The following is a 20045-nucleotide window of genomic DNA, read 5'->3' on the forward strand; positions in this document are numbered from 1 at the left end:
CTGCGGGACAGGTTCCCGTTTCCTTCACCCCATCAGAGGAATTCCCATGTCCGCACCCCTGATCCACACCCGGGTCGATCACCGTGACGGTGACGATGTCTGGTTTCGCTTCACCCTGAGCCAACTGCCAGCAGCCCCCTGGAAACTCCACTTCTGCCTCGCCCGCCAGATCGATCCCCACTCGATCGAAGGGGGCGCCCTGGAGCGTCAGAGCGGCAGTTACAAGGTCATGGTGCCCCACGAGGGGGTGAGCGAGCTGCGCTTCTGCTGTCGCAACACCCCGCTCAAGCATGACTCCGATATGCCCAAGGGTTTCTTCCTGAGCCTGGAGAGCAAGGGACAGCTGCAACCCCTGGTGCTGGAGGGGGAAGACCTTGGCCTGACCAACCCGCCCTCCCCGGGACCCGACCTGCCACAGGTGGAGGCCGTCAACGGCCTCGTGCCCCAGCCCGCCCACCTGATTTATACAGAAGGCAACTTCCGGCTGGCCGAGCGGGCCCACGTCGACGGCCCCGTTCCCCTCGCCTCCCTGCTCGCCCATTTCAACGAGCTGACAGGCCTGGCCCTGACCCAGGATCACGATGCGGAGATCCACCTCGTCGAGGCGACACTTCCCCCCGAGGGGTATGAGCTCACCATCACCCCTGAGGAGATCGTCATCCGGGCCGCCGGCGAGGCGGGCTGGCGCCACGGGCTGGTGAGCCTGGCTCAGTGGGCGCTGCAACACGGAGAGAGCCTGCCCTGCCTGACGGTGCGGGATGCACCGCGCTTCGGTTTTCGCGGCATCTTCCTCGACTGTGCCCGCCACTTCCACTCCATCGCCACCCTCAAGCGCCTGCTCAAGCAGATGAGTCTCTACAAGTTCAACCGCTTCCACTGGCACCTGACCGATGACGAGGGGTGGCGCCTGGAGATCAAGGCCTTCCCCCAGCTGACCGCCGTGGGAGCCTGGCGCGGCCATGGCCTGGCGGTGGAGCCCCAGCTGAGCGGCGGCCCCGATCCCTACGGCGGCTACTACACCCAGAGCGAGGTGCGCGAGCTGGTCGCCTACGCCGCCGGGCTTGGCATCACCATCATTCCGGAAATAGACATCCCGGGGCACTGTCACGCCGCCATCAAGGCGCTGCCCGAGATGCTGGTGGAAGAGGCAGACCGCTCCCGCTACCTCTCGGTGCAATATTTCGACGACAACGTGCTTAACCCGGCACTGCCCGGCACCTACCGGTTCCTGGACGCCGTGATGGACGAGGTGTGCGATCTCTTCCCAGGGAGTCAGGTTCACATGGGGGGGGACGAAGTGCCCACCGGCGTCTGGACCGACAGTCCCGCCTGCCAGCAGCTGATGGCCGAGCAAGGGTATCAGGATTGCCGCGAGCTGCAGGGCCACCTGCTGCGCCACTGCCAGCACTACCTGGCTGGCAAGGGCAAGCAGATGCTGGGGTGGGAGGAGATACTTCACGGTGACAAGGTGAGCCGGGAGGCCACCGTCTTCGCCTGGACCAGCTTCCAGGCCGGCCTGGATGCCGCCGCATCCGGTTACCCCGTGGTGATGGCGCCTGCCCAGCACCTCTATCTGGATCTCGCCTGGAGTCAGGACATCCACGAGCCGGGACTCTACTGGGCGGGTACCCTCAACCTGGCGCAGGTGCATGCATGCGATCCTGCCCCGGCCGATTTCCATGCCAACGATAACATCCTGGGGGTGCTGAGCCCCTTGTGGTCGGAACTGATCACCTCTCGCGATCGTCTCGACTACATGTTGTTCCCGCGCATGCTGGCCACGGCAGAGGTGGCCTGGAGCACTCCCGCCCGCAAGGTGTGGGAGCACTTCGTCGCCCGTCTGCCCGGCCAGCTGCACATCCTCGACCAGTTGCAAGTGCGTTACCGGGTGCCACAGAGGTAGTGTTATCTTTTTCTTTTCGGCGACCTTTTGGTCGCCGTTTTTTTACCCGTCGACAACAAAAACCCAACCTAGCCCCTACTTTTCATCTGCCTTTGTTGGCAAAATAAGGCCCCCGATGAAACCAGACAGGGGATGCACCTCCCTGCGGTTCCGCCACAATAACAATCAGCAAACAGATCGGAGCTTACCCTTATGGCCCGCAAACACGCCCAGGTCGTGGACAGTGAAGTGGAATTTCCCGCCGACGTGCAACTCGTTTCCACCACGGATCTGCGCGGCGTCATTACCTACGCCAACCCCGCCTTCTGCCGCATCGCCGGTTACCAGGTCGATGAACTGGTCGGCCACAACCACAACCTGGTTCGCCACCCCGACATGCCCAAGGCCGCCTTCGCCGACCTCTGGGATCGCCTCAAGGAGGGCAACCCCTGGCGGGGAGTGGTGAAAAACCGCTGCAAGGATGGCCGCTATTACTGGGTCGACGCCTACGTCACCCCCATCTACGAGCACGGCAAGATAAGCGGCTACCAGTCGGTGCGCTGCAAGCCCGACCCCCAGCTCAAGCAGGCTGCCGCCCAGGCCTATCGGGCCCTGCTTTCGGCCGAGCAACGGGGCACCCCGGCCCGCCCCTCGCTGCGCCGTTTCAGGCCGCTGATGCTCGGCCTGCCGCTGCTGGCGCTGCTGGTCTGGGCCGCCCTCACCCAGGGCTCCCTCACCGCGCTGCTGATGCTGCTTCCCCCCCTCGCCATTGCGGGCGCCTACTGGCGCGAGCTCATCGCCCTGCCCCGCTATCTCAGGCAGCTCGGTCAGCAATATGACAGCCTGACCCGGCTGGTCTATTCGGGGGATGCCCCGGGTGCCATCGCCGATTTTCACCTGAAGATGCTGCAGGCCCGGATCCGCACCGTGCTGGGGCGGGTCGACGATGCCACCCATCCGCTTCAGGCCCTGGCAACCGATCTGCAGGACTCCTCACACCGCGCCTTCCTCGACATCAACGAGCAGGATGCCCAGACCCAGCAGATGGCGGCCGCCATGACCCAGATGGCCAGCACCGCCCACGAAATCGCCCGCAACATCCAGGACACCAACGGCCAGGTGACCGAGGCGCGCAGCAGTTGCCAGAGCACGGTGGAACAGCTGGACCAGACCCAGCAGCAGATGACCAGGCTGGCCAGCCAGGCGGAGCAGGCCTTCCACTCCGCGGTGGAGCTCGCCAGCGAGTCGGAGCGCATTGGCAGCGTGATGGGTGAAATCCAGGGCATCGCCGAGCAGACCAACCTGCTGGCCCTCAACGCCGCCATCGAAGCCGCCCGTGCCGGCGAGCAGGGGCGCGGCTTTGCGGTGGTGGCGGACGAGGTGCGCACTCTGTCGACCCGTACCCACAAGGCGACCGAGCAGATCCAGGGCAGCATCAGCCAGATCCAGCACACCCTGGAACGCTGGCAGGGCATGATGCAGGACAACCTGGCCCAGACACGGGAATGTGTCGAGATGACCCGCCAGGGATCAGGCAACCTGCACCTGGTGCTGGGGGAAATCGATCAGGTGACCGAATTCTCCACCCAGATCGCCGCCGCCGCGGAGCAGCAGCAGGTGGTGGTGGAGGAGATCAGCCGCAACATCCACCAGATCTCCGAATACTCCCGCGCCAACAGCCAGAAGATCCAGGCGGTGGACGACTCCAGCCAGGAGCTGCTCAGGCGGGCCCGCGAGCTCAGGGGACTGAGCCAGACCTTCGGCTGACAGATTGCAAACCCCATGACAGAAGCGCCACAATGGCGCTTCTGCTGTTTTTGACGAGCCATCATCATGAGAACGAACGCGCCCCCTCTGGACAAGACGGCCCGCATCGAGGCGATCCTCGCCCTGATCCCCCCCGGCCGCGTGGTGAGCTACGGCCAGGTGGCGGACCTCGCGGGCCTGCCCGGACGGGCACGACTGGTGGGAAAAGTCTTGCGGGAGACCGACAAGGTGCTGCCCTGGCACCGGGTGCTGGGGGCGGCAGGCACCATTTCGCTGCCAAAAGGATCCACAGGCTTTGACAAGCAAGCGGGGCTGCTGCAGGAGGAGGGGGTGCCCGTGATTGGCGGGCGGGTCAGGATGCGGGAGTGGCAGTGGCAGCCCGACCTGGCCGAGCTGCTCTTTCTGGTTCCCTTCTGACGGGGCTGGCACGTCCCGAAGGGATGGGGGCTCTTGCAACAAAGGGAGGGCCTCTGTGATCGCCCTCCGTCACGTTCTCTTCCCTAGTCGCTGGCAATGGGTCCCAGAATGTCATCGCTGCGCACCTGTACCGGGATGGTCTCATCTTCCCGTTGCAAGAGCACCAGCAGACTCTGTCTGTCCACCTCCAGCACATAGGCGGTTCCTTCACGGGTCAGGCAGGTCATGCCCGGCCGTATTTCATGTATCTCCATGACAACTCCCTGTCTTGCGCTGCCATCCATGCAGCCATTCCAGTATATCGCCATCCACCAACAAAGAAGCCCCTCGCAAGGGGCCTCTTTCATCATGCTGTGAGCGGCGTCGCCATCAGGCTTTCTTCGCCTTGGGCAGGCTCTCCTGCCATTTTCCGTTGTCGTAATGGGCTGTCCAGCCGGTCGCCTTGCCGTTGACCTCGGTCATCACGTACTGCTCCTTGGTCTTGCGGCTGAAGCGCACCACGGAGGCGTTTCCGTCAGGATCTGACGCCGGGGCGTCCGCCAGGTACTGGTGCTTGGGGGAGAGGCGATCGCGGAAGCGCTTGAGCTCCTCCACCAGGGGCGCACGGGTCTCGCGGGATTTGGGGAAGTTGCTGGCGGCCAGGAAGAGGCCGGCGGCGCCGTCCCGCAGCACGAAGTGGGCGTCGGACTGGGTGCATTTCAGCTCGGGCAGGGGTACCGGATCCTCTTTCGGCGGCGCAATGTCGCCATTTTTCAGGATCTTGCGGGTGTTCTTGCAGCTCTCGTTGGTGCAACCCATGTATTTGCCGAAACGGCCGTTCTTGAGCTGCATCTCGGAGCCGCAGCGATCGCACTCGATGCTCGGCCCTTCGTAGCCCTTGAGCTTGAACTGCCCCTGCTCCACCTCGTAGCCATCGCAATCCGGGTTGCGACCGCAGACGTGCAGCTTGCGGCTGTCGTCGATGATGTAGGCGTCCATGGCGGTGCCGCAGATCCCGCAGCGATGCTTGGCACGCAGGGCATCGGTTTCCGCCTCGTCCCCGTCGGTGGCGGAGACGAACTCGTCCGCACTGACCAGGTTGATGGTCTTCTTGCAGCGCTCCTTGGGCGGCAGGGCATAGCCGGAGCAGCCGAGGAAGACGCCGGTGGTGGCGGTACGGATACCCATCTTGCGGCCACAATCCGGGCAGTCGATGTCGGTCAGCACCATCTGGTTGGCACGCATGCCCCCCTCTTCATGGGGCTTGTCGGCCTGCTCCAGCTCCTGGGTGAACTCGGCGTAGAAGGCGTCGAGCACCTTCTTCCACTCCAGGCTCCCCTCGGCGATGCCGTCGAGCTTGTCTTCCATCTTGGCGGTGAACTCGTAGTTCATCAGCTCGACGAAGTTTTCCACCAGGCGGTCGGTGACGATCTCCCCCATCTTCTCGGCGAAGAAGCGGCGGCTCTCGACCCGCACATACCCACGGTCGACGATGGTGGAGATGATGGAGGCGTAAGTGGACGGACGGCCGATGCCGCGCTTTTCCAGCTCGCGTACCAGGGCCGCTTCGGTGAAGCGGGCGGGCGGCTTGGTGAAGTGCTGGCGCGGATCCAGCTTGACCAGTTTCAGCACCTCGCCGACGGTCACCGCCGGCAGCTGGCTGTCTTCACCCTTGCGGCCCATGGGCGGCAGGGCCTTGGTCCAGCCGGCGAAGCGCAGGGTGCGGCCACGGGCCTTGAGCTCGAACTCCCCTGCCTTGACGGTCAGGGTGGAGGAGTCGTACTGGGCCGGGGTCATCTGGCAGGCGACAAACTGGCGCCAGATGAGGTCATAGAGCCGCATGGCATCGGGCTCCATCCCTTCCAGCATCTCGGCGGTCACCTGGACGCTGGAGGGGCGGATCGCCTCGTGGGCCTCCTGGGCATTGGCCTTGGCGCCGTAGAGGTTCGGCTCGCTCGGCAGGTAGGCGGCACCATACTGCTCGCCGATGTATTCCCGCACCGCGTCCACCGCCTCTTTGCTGAGGTTGGTGGAGTCGGTACGCATATAGGTGATGTAACCCGCTTCATAGAGACGCTGGGCCATCATCATGGTCTTCTTGACCCCGAAGCTCAGACGGGTAGAAGCCGCCTGCTGCAGGGTGGACGTGATGAAGGGAGCGGACGGCTTGGAGCCGGTCGGCTTGTCTTCCCGGTTCACCACCTTGTAGTCGACCCCTTCCAGGGCCGCCACGGCGGCGAAGGTCTCGGCCTGGGTCACCGGCTTGAAGTCGGCTCCGTTGCGGCTGACCACCTCCATGCGCAGCTCGCTCTTCTCGGCGGTGAGCAGGTCGGCGTTGAGATCCCAGAACTCCACCGGCACGAACGCCTTGATCTCGCGCTCCTTGTCGACGATGAGGCGCACCGCGACGGATTGCACCCGACCGGCGGAGAGGCCGCGGGCCAGCTTCTTCCACAAGAGCGGGGAGACCATGTAGCCCACCACCCTGTCGAGGAAACGACGGGCCTGCTGGGCGTTGACGCGATGAATGTTCAGCTCGGACGGCTGGGCGAACGCCTCCTGGATGGCGCTCTTGGTGATCTCGTTGAACACCACGCGCTTGTAGCGGCTGTCGTCGCCACCGATGATCTCGCGCAGGTGCCAGGCGATCGCTTCCCCCTCTCTATCCAAGTCGGTTGCGAGATAGATGGTGTCGGCCTTGGCGGCCAGACTTTGCAACTCGCTGACCACTTTTTCCTTGCCGGGCAAAATCTGGTAGTTGGCCTGCCAGCCTGCGGTCGGGTTGATGCCCATCCTTGAGAACAGGGCGTTGCGATCCTTGGCCGCCTTCTCGGATTCGCTGAGCTTGATGCCGCGAATGACAGGTTTTTTGGGCTCGGTGCTGGCGCTGCCGCTGGTCGGCAGATCGCGCACGTGGCCTACGCTGGATTTCACCACGTAGTCCTTGCCCAAATATTTGTTGATGGTCTTGGCCTTGGCCGGAGACTCCACGATGACCAGTGATTTGCCCATGCTGTAACTATTATCCTCATTGCACCCGACGGGGTTGGCGTGCGGTTTTGTGGGGCTGTATAAGAGATTTGACGGGAAAAAGCAATCTTGCGGGTCAATTTGCCCGACAGCCCGAACCGCCCTGCTTCTTTATTTATTAATGCGAAGCCGGGGCGCGGGAAGCAACCGCTTTTTTGTTTTTATGCTATATCCCCCCCTTTTTTAGATTGGAAATGACATATCCAGCCACCCTTGTGACATAAAAACCCATTCTGGTTATCAGCTTGTTACAAAGGATGAAATCTCTTTATAATGGCCGCACACCGCAGCTTTGTGCGCGGAAGGAACCGCTCCCCATATAAAAATCGAAAGGATGTGATCATGAAGCACTTCGAGGTCAACTTCGACGGCCTGGTCGGCCCCACCCACAACTATGCCGGCCTCTCCTATGGCAACGTCGCCTCCCAGAGCAACGCCAAAGAGGCCTCCAACCCCAAGGAAGCGGCCAAGCAGGGGCTGCGCAAGATGAAGGCGCTGACCGACCTCGGCATGGTGCAGGGCGTGCTGGCCCCCCAGGAGAGGCCGGATCTCGCGACCCTGCGCCGCCTGGGCTTCACCGGCAACGACGCCAGCGTCCTGGCCCAGGCGGCCAGACAGGCCCCCGCCGTGCTGGCCGCCTGCTACTCCGCCTCCAGCATGTGGACCGCCAACGCCGCCACCGTCTCCCCGAGCGCCGACACCCAGGATGGCCGCATCCACTTCACCCCCGCCAACCTGACCAACAAGTTCCACCGCTCCCTGGAGCCCGAGGTGACCGGGCGCATCCTGCGGGCCGTGTTCAACAACGATCGCCACTTCTATCACCACCAGCATCTGCCGGAGAACGACCACTTCGGTGACGAAGGCGCCGCCAACCACACCCGGCTGTGCCGCGCCTATGGCGAAGCGGGGGTCGAGCTGTTCGTCTATGGCCGCAGCGCCTTCGACGTCTCCCAGCCCGCCCCCAAACGCTATCCGGCCCGCCAGACCCTGGAAGCGAGCCAGGCCATCGCCCGCCTGCATGGCCTGGGGGATGAGAGTGCGGTCTTCATTCAGCAGAACCCGGACGTGATCGATCAGGGGGTGTTCCACAACGACGTCATCGCGGTGGGCAACCAGAACGTGCTCTTCTTCCACCAGCAGGCGTTCCTCCATACCGAGGCGGCGCTGGCCGAGGTGCGTACCAAGTTCGGCGACGGGGAACTGCACTTCATCGAGGTGCCGACTGCAGAGGTGTCGGTGCAGGATGCGGTGAAGTCCTACCTGTTCAACACCCAGATCCTCACCCTGCCATCCGGCGAGATGGCGATCATCGCCCCCACCGAATGCCGCGACAACCCGGCGGTGTCCGCCTATCTGGCCAGGCTGGTGACACTGGGCACCCCCATCAAGGACGTCCACTACATGGACGTGAAGCAGAGCATGAGAAACGGCGGCGGCCCCGCCTGTCTGCGTCTGCGGGTTGCCATGAACGACACCGAGCTCGCCGCGGTCAACCCGGCCTGCCTCATCACCGACAGCCAGTTTGCCCGCCTGGATCAGTGGGTCGAGAAGCACTATCGCGACAGCCTGGCGCTGGACGATCTGCGCGACCCCTCCCTGGTGCTGGAGACCCGCACCGCCCTGGACGAGCTGACCCAGATCCTGAAACTGGGTTCCGTCTACCCCTTCCAACGCTGAGGTGCGCCATCGGCCTGCAGAGCCGACGCAATAAAAAAAGAGAGCCGGGCAATGCCCGGCTCTCTTTTTAGTCCTTTGCACTGAGCTATAAAACCTGTTCACGAGCTGTAGCGAGAGATCGTCAGCAAGGTGAAGAGCAGCGCAGGAACCGGAGTGTGTAGATACACATGAGGATTCCGAGCAGCACATGAGCCTTGATCACGACCTCGCAGTAAGCTCGAAACAGGTTCTCAGCGCCAGGGGCTCTGCTGCCACAGCCGGCCAAGGCCGGCCTCCAGCCCCAGTGCCGCCTGCTTGCCAAGCTTCTGGGTCAGGCTCCTGGGTTTGCTGTAGCGGATGCCGACCACCTTGTGATGGCTGGCCTGGGCCAGCAGGTAGTCATCGCTGGTGCAAAGCGCATCCACCAGTCCGAGCTGCTTGGCCTGGCTCGCCAGCCAATGCTCGCCGGTGGTCACCTTGTCGATGTCGAGACCGGGTCTGTGCTCGGCCACGAAGGCCTTGAACTGTTCGTGGATGGCCCCCAGCTCCTCGCGAAACTTCTCCCGCCCCTGATCGTCGTTCTCGCCGAACATGGTGATGGTGCGCTTGTACTGGCCTGCGGTGTGCATCTCGAATTCGATGTCGTGCTTCTTGAGCAGCTTGTTGAAGTTCGGCATCTGGGCAATCACCCCGATGGAGCCGACGATGGCGAACGGCGCCGCCAGGATCTTGTCCGCGACGCAGGCCATCATGTAGCCACCGCTCGCCGCCACCTTGTCGATGGCCACGGTCAGCGTGATGTCCTTGTCCCGCAGCCGCTGCAACTGGGAGGCGGCCAGGCCGTAACCATGCACCACGCCGCCGCCGGATTCGAGACGCAGCAGCACTTCGTCCCCGGGCCGGGCCACGCCTATCACGGCACTCACCTCTTCCCGCAGGGAGGCCACTTCCTTGGCATCCATGCTGCCGTTGAAGTCGATGACGAACAGCCGGCTGCGCTCATCCTCCCCCTTGGCTTTGGCCTTGTGCTCGGCCTTGCGGGTCTTCTCCATCTGCTTGCGCTCGGCCTTGCCCGCCAGGGCTGCCTGCAGTTGATGGCGCCCCTGCTCCAGCTCGCCGGAGAGATCGGTCACCACCAGCTCCCCCTTGCGGGATTTGGGCTGGCGGCTGCTCGCCACCATCAGGATGACGGCGCCGATGGCCAGCAGGAAGGTGAGGGTCTTGGCCAGAAACAGGCCGTATTCGGTCAAAAATGCCACTTGATGCTCCGCGCTATGTCCGGTTTTTTCACATAGTAAGGAGTTTGCCCCCCTCGCGCAAAAACTCTGCCATCTCCCGTGCCAAGGGCGGAGGGATCGACGCTATCGCCCTGTTTTATTCACATTTTTGCCGTCTCATACTGGTCAACTGCCGGGCCGGGTCAGTACACTTGCCCACTCGATTCGTTGCGCCAAGCCACCAGGCATTGTTAACAGGAGTCCACATGCTCGACTATCAGGCCCCCCGTGATCTGCTCAAGGACAAGGTCATTCTGGTGACGGGCGCCGGTGACGGCATCGGCCGCGAAGCGGCCCTCACCTATGCGGCCCACGGTGCCACCGTGATCCTGCTCGGGCGCACCAGTGCCAAGCTGGAGGCGGTCTACGACCAGATTGAAGCGGCCGGTCACCCCCTGCCCGCCATCGTGCCAGTGGACTTGAAAGGGGCTACTGCCGCCCACTACCGCGGCATGGCGGAGACCTTCGCCCAGCAGTTCGGCCGCCTCGACGGCGTGCTGTTCAACGCCGGGCTGCTCGGCACCCTGTCGCCGTTCGAACACATTCAGGAGCAGGAGTGGGACGAGGTGATGCAGGTCAACGTCAAATCCGAATTCCTGCTGACCCAGGCGCTGCTGCCCCTCATTCGCCAGACCGCCAAGGAGCACGGCGAGGCGTCCATCGTCTACACCTCCTCCAGCGTGGGCCGCAAAGGGCGCGCCTACTGGGGCACCTATGCCATTTCCAAGTTCGCCGTCGAAGGCATGATGGAGGTGCTGGCGGACGAGCTGGAGAACACCACGGTGCGGGTCAACACCCTGAACCCGGGCGGCACCCGCACCAGGATGCGGGCCAGCGCCTTCCCGGCGGAAGATCCGCAAACCCTCAAGACCCCGGCCGATCTGATGCCCCTCTATCTCTACCTGATGGGGCGTGACAGTCAGGGCCAGAGCGGCAAGACCTTCGTGGCCCAGCCCAAATAAATCAACAAATCAACCAGATGGGATTACAGTGAAGAGGGGGTGCCAAGGCGCGCCCTGTTGAATCCCATCGGCCCCAGACAGGTTGCACTATGTTTCGTCCCAAGAGCACGTTTGAGCAATGGCGGATCTTTCAGGCAGTGGTGGACTGCGGCGGTTATGCCCAGGCTGCCGAGGCGCTGAACAAGAGCCAATCCTCCCTCAATCATGCGGTTGCCAAGCTGCAACAGAGTCTGGGGGTGGCCCTGCTGGAGGTGCGGGGACGCAAGGCGGTGCTGACGCCGGCGGGGGAGATCTTCCTCAAACGGGCGCGCCAGCTCAGCCAGCAGGTGGAAGAGCTGGAGAACCTGGCCAACAACCTGGAGCGGCAGTGGGAGCCGCAGATCAACCTCTATGTGTCCGTGGTGCAGCCGCGGGAGCGCCTCTACCGGGCGCTGGCCCACTTCTACCCCCGCAGCCGCGGTTGCCGCATCAACCTGCACGAGCGGATCCACTGCCACTTCAATGCGCTGCAGGCGGGAGATCTGATGCTCTCCGAGCACCTGCCCCAGGATCGCACCGGCCTGCCGCTGGACGAAGTCTGTCTGCTTCCTCTGTGCGCAGCGGGCCACCCCCTTGCGGAGCAGGGAGAGCCCATCACCGCCGAGGTGCTGGCCAGCCACAACCAGATAAGCCTGCATCCCCCCATCCACCGCTCGGTGGACTGGAACGATGCGGACGACACCGGCTGGAAGGCGACCCACTATCATGAGGTGCTCAACATGGTGCGCCTTGGCATGGGTTACGCCTGGGTGCCCCGCCACCTGGTGCAGGAGGAGCTCGCCGAGGGCTCGCTGGTGCAGCTCGACCTCACCGGCGGCAGCGAGCGCTATCTCTACACCTACCTGCTCACCCCCTCGGTGGAGGCGCTGGGGCCGGCGGCCGAGCTGCTGCTGCGCTGCCTGCGCATCGAATACCAGGGAGACAACCCCAGGTAAGGCCGCTTCTTCCCCGCACGACCGGGGCACTGGTGCCGGCACATCCGGGCATCGGCTCCCCTTTGCATCCCCTATACGTTGGGGACCCGCCAGCAGGCGGCCAGCGCCATCAGCGCCAGGGCCGCCGCCACCATGAAGACCCCGTGGAAGCTCCAGAGCTCCGCCACCGTCCCCGCGATGGCCCCCGCCATGATGGAGCCGGTGCGGATGCTGTTGGAAAAGAGCGTGGTCGCCACCCCGGCGCGCCCCGGCATCAAGTCCTGGAAATAGGACATGCCGATGCCGGCCACGATGCCGATGAAGATGGCATTGAGCAGTTGCAGCGCAATGAGGGCATGCTGGCTCGACAGGGTCACGAGACCGCCATAGAAACCGACCCCGGCCAGCACTGCCAGCAGCATCATGGGCCGCTTGCCGAAGCGCCGGGTGTAGTAGCCCGCCAGCAGCATGAAGGGGATCTCCAGGGCCGCCGCCGTGCCCATCAGCAAACCGGCCAGCTTCTCCTCCAGCCCCAGCTCGCGAGTGATGTAGAGGGGCATGTTGATGAGGTACATGCTGTTGCAGGTCCACATCAGGGTGGAGGCGATGAAGAGCGCCCGCACCGACGGATCCCGCCAGCTGCTCACCCGCTCCACCTCGCTGTCCATCACCGGCAGCGGCAGGGAGGGAAGCCAGCGCCACACCACGAAGGCGCAGATGACATAGGCCAGCGCCGAGGCCAGATACATCACCTTGAAGCCGTAGCCGATGGCGAGCGCGAAGGCGATGGGTGGCCCTATCACCCAGGCCAGGGAGAACTGGGCCCGCAGCACCGAGCTGAACATGTCGGCCTGTTTGTTGCGGCTGTCGGCGTATTCCCGCGCCAGGGCGAACAGCTGCGGGCTGGCGGTGGCGGTCAGGCTCGCCAGCAGCACCCCCAGGCTCACCAGCAACCAGTACTGCCGGTTCCAGGCAAACAGCAGAGAGAGCACGATGCCGGCGAAGCAGCAGCGCAGGATCAGCTGCTTGCGATCCCCCTTGTTGTCGGAGCGGTGGCCGAGCCACTGGCTGATGAGGATGCCGATCACCGCGTTCACCGTGTAGAAGAGCCCCACCAGGAAGGGGCGCACCTGCACCTCCTCGGCCAGAAACAGGCTCAAGGTCGGCACCTGCAGCGCCACCGCCACCCCGGTCATGAAGGTCACGGCGAGAAACGAGAGAGAGACGGGATCCGGCCTCTTGCGGGCAACAGACAGCAAACTCATAGAGATACCATTGATATGGAAGAAAAAAAGGAGCCAGATGCGGGCGGGCTTGGCGTATGGCGGCGGCTATTTTATGTCATTATCAACAGCCACCTCAAGGGTTGCGGGGGGGCGTCCAAGTCCGTACATTGGAAGCCCATCCAGCGCCAGTACAAGGATTTAACATGTTTGATTTTGACCGGGAAATAGATCGCAGCGGTACCATGAGCCTGAAATGGGACAAATACAAGGGTCAGGATGTCCTGCCCATGTGGGTCGCAGACACCGACTTCGTCTCTCCCCCCGCCGTACTGGAGGCCCTCACCAAACGGGTCGCCCACGGCATCTTCGGCTATTCGCGCCCCTCTCCCCGGCTCATCGAACTGATCGTATCGCGTCTGGCCAGCCGCTATGGCTGGACCATCCAGCCCGAATGGCTCGTCTTCCTGCCCGGGGTGGTGCCGGGCCTCAACCTCGCCTGCAAGGCCTGGAGCCAGCACGGGCGCGGCATCATCACCCCCAAGCCGGTCTACTACCCCTTCCTGCAGGCGCCGGGCTTCAATGACCGCCCTCTGCTCACCGTCCCCGTGGTGGAGGAAGAAGGCCGCTGGGTGCTGGATCTCGAAGAGCTTGAGCGTCAGGCCCCCTCGGCGGATCTGCTGCTGCTGTGCAACCCCCACAACCCGGGTGGCACCGTCTTCACCCGGGAAGAGCTGCTGGCCATCGACGCCATCGCCGAGCGCCACAACCTGGTGATCTGCTCCGACGAAATCCACTGCGACCTGCTGCTGGACAAGGATGCCCGCCACATCCCCTATGGTGCCCTGAGCCCGGAGGCGGCCGAACGCTCCGCCGTCATGATGGCGCCGAGCAAGACCTTCAACATCGCGGGACTGTGCTGCTCCTTCGCCGTGATCCCCAATGCCCGCCTGCGGCTCAAGCTGCAACAGGCGATGCGCGGCATCAGCGCCGACGTCAATCTGCTGGGGTTCGTGGCGGCCGAGGCGGCCTATGAGGGGGGCGAGCAATGGCTGAATGAACAGCTCGACTACCTGGCCGGCAACCTGGCCCTGATCGAGCAGGCCGTGGCCCGCTGGCCCGGCGTCAAGCTGGCCCGCAACCAGGCCACCTACCTCGCCTGGATCGACATGAGCGCCCTGGGCCTGGACGATCCCGTCGCCTTCTTCGAACAGGCGGGCGTGGGTCTCTCCCCCGGTGCCCAGTTCGGCAACGGCCAGTTCGTGCGGCTCAACTTTGGCTGCACCCGGGCCCGTCTCACCGAGGCCCTGGCCCGCATGGAGAAAGCCATTCTCCAGACCCGCTAGCGAACCCTCCCGGGCGGCGGCCCCAGGCCGCCCGGTGCGCGCGAAAGCGGTAAAATCCGTTCAGCTTCCCGTCTGATACGGATAAGATGAGGCTCATCACCGGATGAGCCCGCCTCCTCCTCATGTTCAGCCACGGTTTCGGTCCACTATGCGCCCATTCGCCTTCTCTGCCCTGTTGCGTCTGTCACGTACCGCCCTGCCCTGGCTTGCGGCCGTGCTGGCGCCCTCCCTCTTCGCCTCCCCCGCCTATGTCACCATCGGCACGGGAGCCCTCAACGGCGTCTACTACCCCACAGGGGGGGCCATCTGCCGCCTGCTCAACGAGGAGAGTGCCCGCCACGGCCTGCACTGCACGGTGCAGAGTACCTCGGGCTCCATCGCCAATCTGGCGGCCCTCGCCAAGGGGGAGGTACAGCTCGCCCTGATGCAGTCGGATGTGCTCTACCATGCGGTGCACGGCAGCGGCCCCTTCGCGGGCCAGGCCCCGGACGATCAGCTGCGCAGCCTGTTGCGGCTCCACAAGGAGTCCCTGACCCTGATTGCCAGCGCCACCAGCAACATCACCACCCTGGCCGACATCAAGGGCAAGCGGGTCGATGTCGGCGCCCCCAACTCCGGGGACAGGGTCACCAGCCGGGCCCTGCTCGATGCCATGGGGTGGCGGGTCGCCGACTTCAGCCGCCCGCCCGTGATCTCCCCGGGCAACCGGCTGGAGGGGCTCTGTGACGGCACCCTGGATGCCGCCTTCGTGGTCGCCGGTCACCCCAATCAGGCCATCGGCGATCTCACCGGCCGCTGTCAGGCCCGCCTCATTCCCATCGAGGGGGAACAGGTGGACAAGCTGCTCAAGCAGCACCCCTACTATGATCGCAGCCGCATCGGCGCCAACCTCTATCCGGGGCAGACAAGCGGCGTCAATACCTTCGCCGTCACCGCCGAACTGGTGGCGCTGGCCAGTCTGCCCGAGAGCGAGGTGCGCACCCTGCGGGACGTGCTGAACGAGCGGCTCAAGCAGTTCACCCGGCTGCATCCGGCACTGACCACCCTCACCTGGGAAGGCATGCAGGCGGGCAGCATCGCCCTGCTCCATCCCGGCATGCTGGATGCCGTGCCCATCCTCCCGGCGGACACCCTCACGGCATCCGGGGCAGAGGCCACCTCGGGCGCCCTGCCGACCTTGTCCCCGGCGAGCAGCGCGGCCACACCGACCGATGGGACAGGCCCCCTGGAAGGCACCGCGCCACTGGAGGGGTCCGACACCTTGCCGGAGCAGCCGGCCGCCGCGACCCTCTCAACCAGTTCGGGGGCGGCCTCCACCAACCAGGCCCCGGCACTGACCGAGCCGCCCACACCGGGCAGCACAACCCTGGCACCAGGCCATCCCCTGACCCCGCCTGAGGCGCCCGCCTCGTCGGCAACGCCGCTGGAGGCGCCATCACCGGAGGCCATGCCGGCCAGCCCGCCCAGCCACGCGGTGGAGACCACAGCCCCCGCCGGGCAATGAACACCAACCAAGAGGCCACCCCAGGGGTGGCCTCTTGGTTATCGGGAACGGGCGCCTGGCCTGTCACGGCGCCAGCAGCAGCGCCGGATTCTGGATCTCCTCCTCCACCCAGTGCAGCAGTTGCTTGATGGCCCGGGACAGCACCTGGTTCTGGCGCACCACGTACCCCAGGCTGGTACCGGGAAAATCGGTGAGCCGGGTCACCGGGGCGGTCAGCTTGAGCCTGGGGTGAAGGGAGAAATCCGGCACGATGGCGACGCCAAAGCCCGCCTCGGCCCAGTCGAGCTGGGCATCCACGCTCCCCACTTCCATGATGCGGCAGCTCGGCAGGCCGAGCAGGGGCAGGGAGGGGTCGATCAATGCCCGGGTCCGGGTGTCGTGCCCCAGCAGGATCAGGGTCGGCTCGTCCAGAGGATCGCTCTCCCCCGAGCTGGCCCGCGCCTGCCAGCGGGTCAGGCCGTGCCCCAGGGCACACCAGGTCACCTGCTGCAACTCGGTGTAGAAGAGCGGCTCGCTGCGCTTTTGTGCCATCACGAAGCCCAGATCCGCCTTGCCCGCCCGCACCAGATCCGCCGCCTGATCCGAGGTGGTGTTGAACAGGGTGAGGTCGATGCCGGGGAAGGCCTGCTTGAAGCGCTGGAACGGCTGGATGAGCAGCAGGCGCGAGATGATGTCGCTGGCGGCGATGGCGAGCGTCCCCTGGCTCAACTGGCTCAGGGCATTGAGATCGGACTGGCAGAGCTGCAACTCGTTGATGGCGCGCTCGGCGCTTTGCAGCAGCCGCTCCCCCGCCTGGGTCAGGCGAAACGGGCTGCGCTCCACCAGCTTGACCCGGGTCGCCTGCTCCAGGTTCTTGAGGTGCAGGCTCACATTGGGTTGCGTCATGTGCAGTTCGGTGGCCGTCTGGCCGAAGTGCTGCAACCGGGCCAGGGTGACGAAGGTGTGCAGCCAGTGAATGTCCAGCATGGGGTTCCTCTTCTCCCGGGTCGGTGGCAGGGCCAGCGCCGCTAGGGCACGGGCACCACGCAAGGGAGCGCGGTGTCGATAATTGCACCGGAATTATATGGCTTACTTATCGGAATTATAAAGATAATTAATTTTTCTAATCCTCACGGGGCTCCTAGGATGGACGCCTAACGTCTTAGGAGAAAGAGTCATGTCGTCTATCGTAGTCGTAGGTGCTAACTGGGGTGATGAAGGCAAAGGCCGCATCGTCGATTATCTGGCAGGCCAGGCTGGCGCCAGTATTCGTTTCCAGGGCGGCAACAACGCCGGCCACACCGTGGTCAACGATCTGGGCACCTTCAAGCTGCACCAGGTGCCGAGCGGCGTCTTCAACCCGGATTGCCTGGTCGTGCTGGGCCCCGGCATGGTGATCAGCCCCGAGAAGCTCACCGTCGAGCTGGAAGAGGTCAAGGCCTCCGGCGTCATGCCCAAGCTCGCCATCTCTGACCGTGCCACCCTCTGCCTGCCGCTGCATGCGCTGGAAGACACCCTGGAAGAGCAACGCCTGGGTGACGGCGCCTACGGCTCCACCCGTCAGGGCATCGCCCCGGCTTACGGTGATCGGGTCATGAAAAAGGCGATCCTGGTGGGCTGGCTGAAACAGCCGGACGTGCTGGTCGAGCGCATCCAGTTCATGCTGGACTGGAAACTGCCGCAGATGAAGGCTCTCTATCCGGACTTCGAATTCACCCAGACCGCCCAGGAGATGGCCGACTGGCTGCTGGAAGTGTCCGCTCCCTGGCTGGACGCCGTCTGCAACGTCAGCATGCCCCTCAAGGCACTGCAAGCCGAAGGCAAGACCCTGCTGTTCGAAGCCCAGCTGGGTGCCGGCCGTGATCTCATCTACGGCGAATACCCCTGGGTCACCTCCTCCCACGTTTCCGGCGCCTACGCCGGCATCGGTGGCGGTCTGCCGGGCCTGCGCCCGGAGCGCGTCATCGCCGTGGCCAAGGCCTTCAGCTCCTCCGTCGGTACCGGCACCCTGCTGACCGCCATGGAGAACCAGGACGAGTTCCGCAAGATCACCAACGAGTTCGGCGCCACCACCGGCCGTCCCCGTGACGTGGGTTACTTCGATGCCGTCGCCACCAAGAACGGCGTCGAGCTGCAGGCTGCCACCGAAGTGGCCCTGACCAAGCTGGACTGCCTGACCGGTCTGCCGGATCTGAAGATCTGCGTGGCCTACGAAGGTGCCCACACCGAGAACCCGATCTGGCCGCAGACCGCCGCCCTCACCCCCGTCTACGAGAAGATGGAGAGCTGGAGCGAAGACATCAGCGCCTGCCGCACCTTCGCCGAGCTGCCCAAGGCTGCCCAGGACTATGTGCTGCGCATCGAAGCCCTGCTGGGCGTGCCGGTGCCCATGGTCTCCGTCGGCCCGGGCCGTGACGAGATGATCCTGCGCTAAGGCCCCTCGCCTCTCCCAAAAACCGGCATCCCAGGATGCCGGTTTTTTTATGCCCCTCAAAAGCCCCGAACAGCTCACAAAAGCCACCTCCATGGCATAATTTGAGCCATATGGGCACTCTGTTTTGAGCCAGCCCCCTTAGAGTGAATGCCATATTCACACAAAGGAGTGCCCATCATGAGATCCCCCATTATCCCGCTGCTGCCCCTGTTCTGCCTCGCGGCTCTGCCCGCCGGCGCCATGACCCTCAAGAGTACCGACATCCGCGAGGGTGAACCCATGGACAAGGTCTTCAGCTTCAACGGCTTTGGTTGCAGCGGCGAGAACCGCTCCCCCCAGTTGAGCTGGCAGAGCCTGCCCGCCGGCACCCAGAGCGTCGCCATCACCGCCTATGACCCGGACGCCCCCACCGGCAGCGGCTGGTGGCACTGGCTGGTGGTGAACCTGCCGGCCAGCCAGAGCGAGCTGCCGAGCAATGCCTCCGGCAAGATCAAGCAGGGGCTGGAGCTTGGCACCGACTACGGTACCCAGGGTTATGGCGGCCCCTGCCCACCCGCCGGTCACGGCATGCACCGCTACCAGTTCACCGTCTGGGCCCTGCCCAAGGCGCTGGAGGTGAAGGCAAACACCCCGCCCGCCATGGTAGGCTACATGCTCAACAGCCTGGCCCTTGGCAAGGCCACCCTGACCGCCACTTTCAGCACCCCCTAGGAGCCCGCCCGATGAGCACGCCCCTGCTGCAACTGAATCACTACTTCGGGATCCGCCAGCAGCCCCTGCGCCGGGTGCTCATCTACGCGCCGACCCTCATCTGGGTGCAGCAGGGCCGCAAGCAGCTGTGGTGGCGGGAGCAGCGCCTCTCCTTTGACAAGGAGAGCTGGCTGCTGATCCCGGCGGGTCACCGGCTCACCTTCGTCAACCAGCCGGAGCAGGGCACGTTTCGCTCCCAGGCGCTCACCCTGCTGGCCCCGCCACCGGCCGAGTGGCTGGCAGAGAGCCCCCTCGATCTCCTCAAGCCACCGGCCATCAGGGTGACGTCGGCCCTCGCCTTCTGCTTCGATCTCGTCACCACCATGGCGCAGCGGCAGCTCTGCGAGACGGCCCAGACCCAGCTGCTGCAAGGGTTTTATGGCGAGCTCAGGGAAGCGGGGGGCCTTGGCCTGCTCTTTCCTGCCACCACCATGACCCTGGGGGAACGGCTGGCCCGTTACCTCAGCGTGGAGCCTGGTCTTGATCACCGGCTCGAGACGGTAGCGACCCACTTCGCCATGAGCCGCGCCTCTCTGGTCCGCAAGCTGGCCGCCGAGGGACGCAGCTTTCGCCAGGTGCTGACCCAGATACGCCTGGGGCACGCCCTCACCCTGCTGCAACAGGGGCTCACGCCGCTTCAGACCGCCCTCGCCTGTGGCTACGACTCCCCCGGCCGCTTTGCCGCGCGCTTCAAGGAGGAGTTCGGCCTGACCCCCCACCAATACCTGCGTACCTGCCCCTCCTCTCTCTCACTGACTGCCACCACAAAAGTAAATAATCACTAAAATATAAAGCTATGTAACCTCGTGTAACCGGGTGATCCGGCTCACACTCGCCCCTCCTGCACTGTGACACAGCGCCAATAATCCCGTCAAAATCGCCC

Annotated in this window: 16 protein-coding genes; 11 read left to right on the forward strand and 5 right to left on the reverse strand. The window is 64.5% G+C overall.

Translation table 11 applies throughout. From position 1 onward, the window contains the following. Window positions 1–46 precede the first annotated feature (46 nt). From ACB037_RS02375 to ACB037_RS02385, 3 genes are all read left to right on the forward strand, one after another. Complete coding sequence (locus tag ACB037_RS02375; protein WP_371174839.1) at window positions 47–1903, forward strand: beta-N-acetylhexosaminidase; 1857 nt, start codon at window positions 47–49, stop codon at window positions 1901–1903. Between the two features lie 192 nt (window positions 1904–2095). Beyond that, window positions 2096–3649 (forward strand): methyl-accepting chemotaxis protein, encoded by a 1554-nt coding sequence (locus tag ACB037_RS02380; protein WP_371174840.1) that lies wholly within the window; start codon window positions 2096–2098, stop codon window positions 3647–3649. Window positions 3650–3715: 66 nt separating this feature from the next. Beyond that, on the forward strand, window positions 3716–4066 hold the full coding sequence (locus tag ACB037_RS02385) for an MGMT family protein (protein ID WP_045525190.1): 351 nt from the start codon (window positions 3716–3718) through the stop codon (window positions 4064–4066). An 83-nt stretch (window positions 4067–4149) separates the two neighbouring features. Here the strand turns inward: ACB037_RS02385 and ACB037_RS02390 are convergent, their stop codons facing one another. Beyond that, window positions 4150–4320: a hypothetical protein gene (locus ACB037_RS02390; protein ID WP_164882089.1), complete on the reverse strand. Its 171-nt coding sequence runs from the start codon at window positions 4318–4320 to the stop codon at window positions 4150–4152. A 115-nt stretch (window positions 4321–4435) separates the two neighbouring features. Further along, complete coding sequence (gene topA / locus ACB037_RS02395; RefSeq protein ID WP_010673895.1) at window positions 4436–7057, reverse strand: type I DNA topoisomerase; 2622 nt, start codon at window positions 7055–7057, stop codon at window positions 4436–4438. 360 nt (window positions 7058–7417) lie between these two features. Between topA and astB the strand changes: the two genes are divergently transcribed. After that, window positions 7418–8755, forward strand: coding sequence for an N-succinylarginine dihydrolase (astB, locus tag ACB037_RS02400; protein ID WP_134996646.1), 1338 nt, complete (start codon window positions 7418–7420; stop codon window positions 8753–8755). Window positions 8756–8985: 230 nt separating this feature from the next. On the opposite strand, the gene sohB is transcribed toward astB, so the two are convergent. After that, complete coding sequence (gene sohB / locus ACB037_RS02405; protein WP_151027462.1) at window positions 8986–9993, reverse strand: protease SohB; 1008 nt, start codon at window positions 9991–9993, stop codon at window positions 8986–8988. Window positions 9994–10217: 224 nt separating this feature from the next. On the opposite strand from sohB, the gene ACB037_RS02410 reads away from it, so the two are divergent. Both ACB037_RS02410 and ACB037_RS02415 read left to right on the forward strand, forming a co-directional pair. Next, complete coding sequence (locus ACB037_RS02410) at window positions 10218–10973, forward strand: YciK family oxidoreductase (protein WP_214004451.1); 756 nt, start codon at window positions 10218–10220, stop codon at window positions 10971–10973. Window positions 10974–11062: 89 nt separating this feature from the next. Beyond that, window positions 11063–11947 carry a LysR family transcriptional regulator gene (locus ACB037_RS02415; RefSeq protein WP_049637266.1) on the forward strand — a complete coding sequence of 295 codons (885 nt, stop codon included), beginning with the start codon at window positions 11063–11065 and terminating at the stop codon, window positions 11945–11947. A gap of 71 nt (window positions 11948–12018) precedes the next feature. On the opposite strand, the gene ACB037_RS02420 is transcribed toward ACB037_RS02415, so the two are convergent. Continuing rightward, window positions 12019–13191: an MFS transporter gene (locus tag ACB037_RS02420; RefSeq protein WP_069652864.1), complete on the reverse strand. Its 1173-nt coding sequence runs from the start codon at window positions 13189–13191 to the stop codon at window positions 12019–12021. A gap of 164 nt (window positions 13192–13355) precedes the next feature. Here ACB037_RS02420 and ACB037_RS02425 point away from each other — a divergent pair, with 164 nt between their 5' ends. Next, window positions 13356–14495, forward strand: coding sequence for a MalY/PatB family protein (locus tag ACB037_RS02425; RefSeq protein WP_010673889.1), 1140 nt, complete (start codon window positions 13356–13358; stop codon window positions 14493–14495). Between the two features lie 148 nt (window positions 14496–14643). Continuing rightward, window positions 14644–15999 (forward strand): TAXI family TRAP transporter solute-binding subunit, encoded by a 1356-nt coding sequence (locus ACB037_RS02430; RefSeq protein ID WP_371174841.1) that lies wholly within the window; start codon window positions 14644–14646, stop codon window positions 15997–15999. Window positions 16000–16062: 63 nt separating this feature from the next. On the opposite strand, the gene ACB037_RS02435 is transcribed toward ACB037_RS02430, so the two are convergent. After that, complete coding sequence (locus tag ACB037_RS02435) at window positions 16063–16965, reverse strand: LysR family transcriptional regulator (RefSeq protein ID WP_151027460.1); 903 nt, start codon at window positions 16963–16965, stop codon at window positions 16063–16065. A 190-nt stretch (window positions 16966–17155) separates the two neighbouring features. On the opposite strand from ACB037_RS02435, the gene ACB037_RS02440 reads away from it, so the two are divergent. From ACB037_RS02440 to ACB037_RS02450, 3 genes are all read left to right on the forward strand, one after another. Then, window positions 17156–18412: an adenylosuccinate synthetase gene (locus tag ACB037_RS02440; RefSeq protein WP_103243546.1), complete on the forward strand. Its 1257-nt coding sequence runs from the start codon at window positions 17156–17158 to the stop codon at window positions 18410–18412. Between the two features lie 177 nt (window positions 18413–18589). Then, window positions 18590–19123: a YbhB/YbcL family Raf kinase inhibitor-like protein gene (locus ACB037_RS02445; protein WP_319863166.1), complete on the forward strand. Its 534-nt coding sequence runs from the start codon at window positions 18590–18592 to the stop codon at window positions 19121–19123. An 11-nt stretch (window positions 19124–19134) separates the two neighbouring features. Next, window positions 19135–19947, forward strand: a complete 813-nt coding sequence (locus ACB037_RS02450) for a helix-turn-helix transcriptional regulator (RefSeq protein ID WP_371174842.1) — start codon at window positions 19135–19137, stop codon at window positions 19945–19947. Window positions 19948–20045: the final 98 nt, after the last annotated feature.

This window comes from Aeromonas sp. S19(2024) (assembly GCF_041402625.1).
Taxonomy (GTDB): Bacteria; Pseudomonadota; Gammaproteobacteria; order Enterobacterales; family Aeromonadaceae; genus Aeromonas; species Aeromonas caviae.

What these genes read in the sequence shown, in the direction of transcription:
- ACB037_RS02415 (WP_049637266.1), top strand. Translation starts at nt 11,063, where the DNA reads ATGTTTCGTCCCAAGAGCACGTTTGAGCAATGGCGGATCTTTCAGGCA.
- ACB037_RS02390 (WP_164882089.1), bottom strand. Translation starts at nt 4,320, where the DNA reads ATGGAGATACATGAAATACGGCCGGGCATGACCTGCCTGACCCGTGAA.
- topA (WP_010673895.1), bottom strand. Translation starts at nt 7,057, where the DNA reads ATGGGCAAATCACTGGTCATCGTGGAGTCTCCGGCCAAGGCCAAGACC.
- ACB037_RS02435 (WP_151027460.1), bottom strand. Translation starts at nt 16,965, where the DNA reads ATGCTGGACATTCACTGGCTGCACACCTTCGTCACCCTGGCCCGGTTG.
- ACB037_RS02385 (WP_045525190.1), top strand. Translation starts at nt 3,716, where the DNA reads ATGAGAACGAACGCGCCCCCTCTGGACAAGACGGCCCGCATCGAGGCG.
- ACB037_RS02425 (WP_010673889.1), top strand. Translation starts at nt 13,356, where the DNA reads ATGTTTGATTTTGACCGGGAAATAGATCGCAGCGGTACCATGAGCCTG.
- ACB037_RS02445 (WP_319863166.1), top strand. Translation starts at nt 18,590, where the DNA reads ATGAGATCCCCCATTATCCCGCTGCTGCCCCTGTTCTGCCTCGCGGCT.
- ACB037_RS02380 (WP_371174840.1), top strand. Translation starts at nt 2,096, where the DNA reads ATGGCCCGCAAACACGCCCAGGTCGTGGACAGTGAAGTGGAATTTCCC.
- astB (WP_134996646.1), top strand. Translation starts at nt 7,418, where the DNA reads ATGAAGCACTTCGAGGTCAACTTCGACGGCCTGGTCGGCCCCACCCAC.
- ACB037_RS02440 (WP_103243546.1), top strand. Translation starts at nt 17,156, where the DNA reads ATGTCGTCTATCGTAGTCGTAGGTGCTAACTGGGGTGATGAAGGCAAA.
- ACB037_RS02430 (WP_371174841.1), top strand. Translation starts at nt 14,644, where the DNA reads ATGCGCCCATTCGCCTTCTCTGCCCTGTTGCGTCTGTCACGTACCGCC.
- ACB037_RS02375 (WP_371174839.1), top strand. Translation starts at nt 47, where the DNA reads ATGTCCGCACCCCTGATCCACACCCGGGTCGATCACCGTGACGGTGAC.
- ACB037_RS02450 (WP_371174842.1), top strand. Translation starts at nt 19,135, where the DNA reads ATGAGCACGCCCCTGCTGCAACTGAATCACTACTTCGGGATCCGCCAG.
- ACB037_RS02420 (WP_069652864.1), bottom strand. Translation starts at nt 13,191, where the DNA reads ATGAGTTTGCTGTCTGTTGCCCGCAAGAGGCCGGATCCCGTCTCTCTC.
- ACB037_RS02410 (WP_214004451.1), top strand. Translation starts at nt 10,218, where the DNA reads ATGCTCGACTATCAGGCCCCCCGTGATCTGCTCAAGGACAAGGTCATT.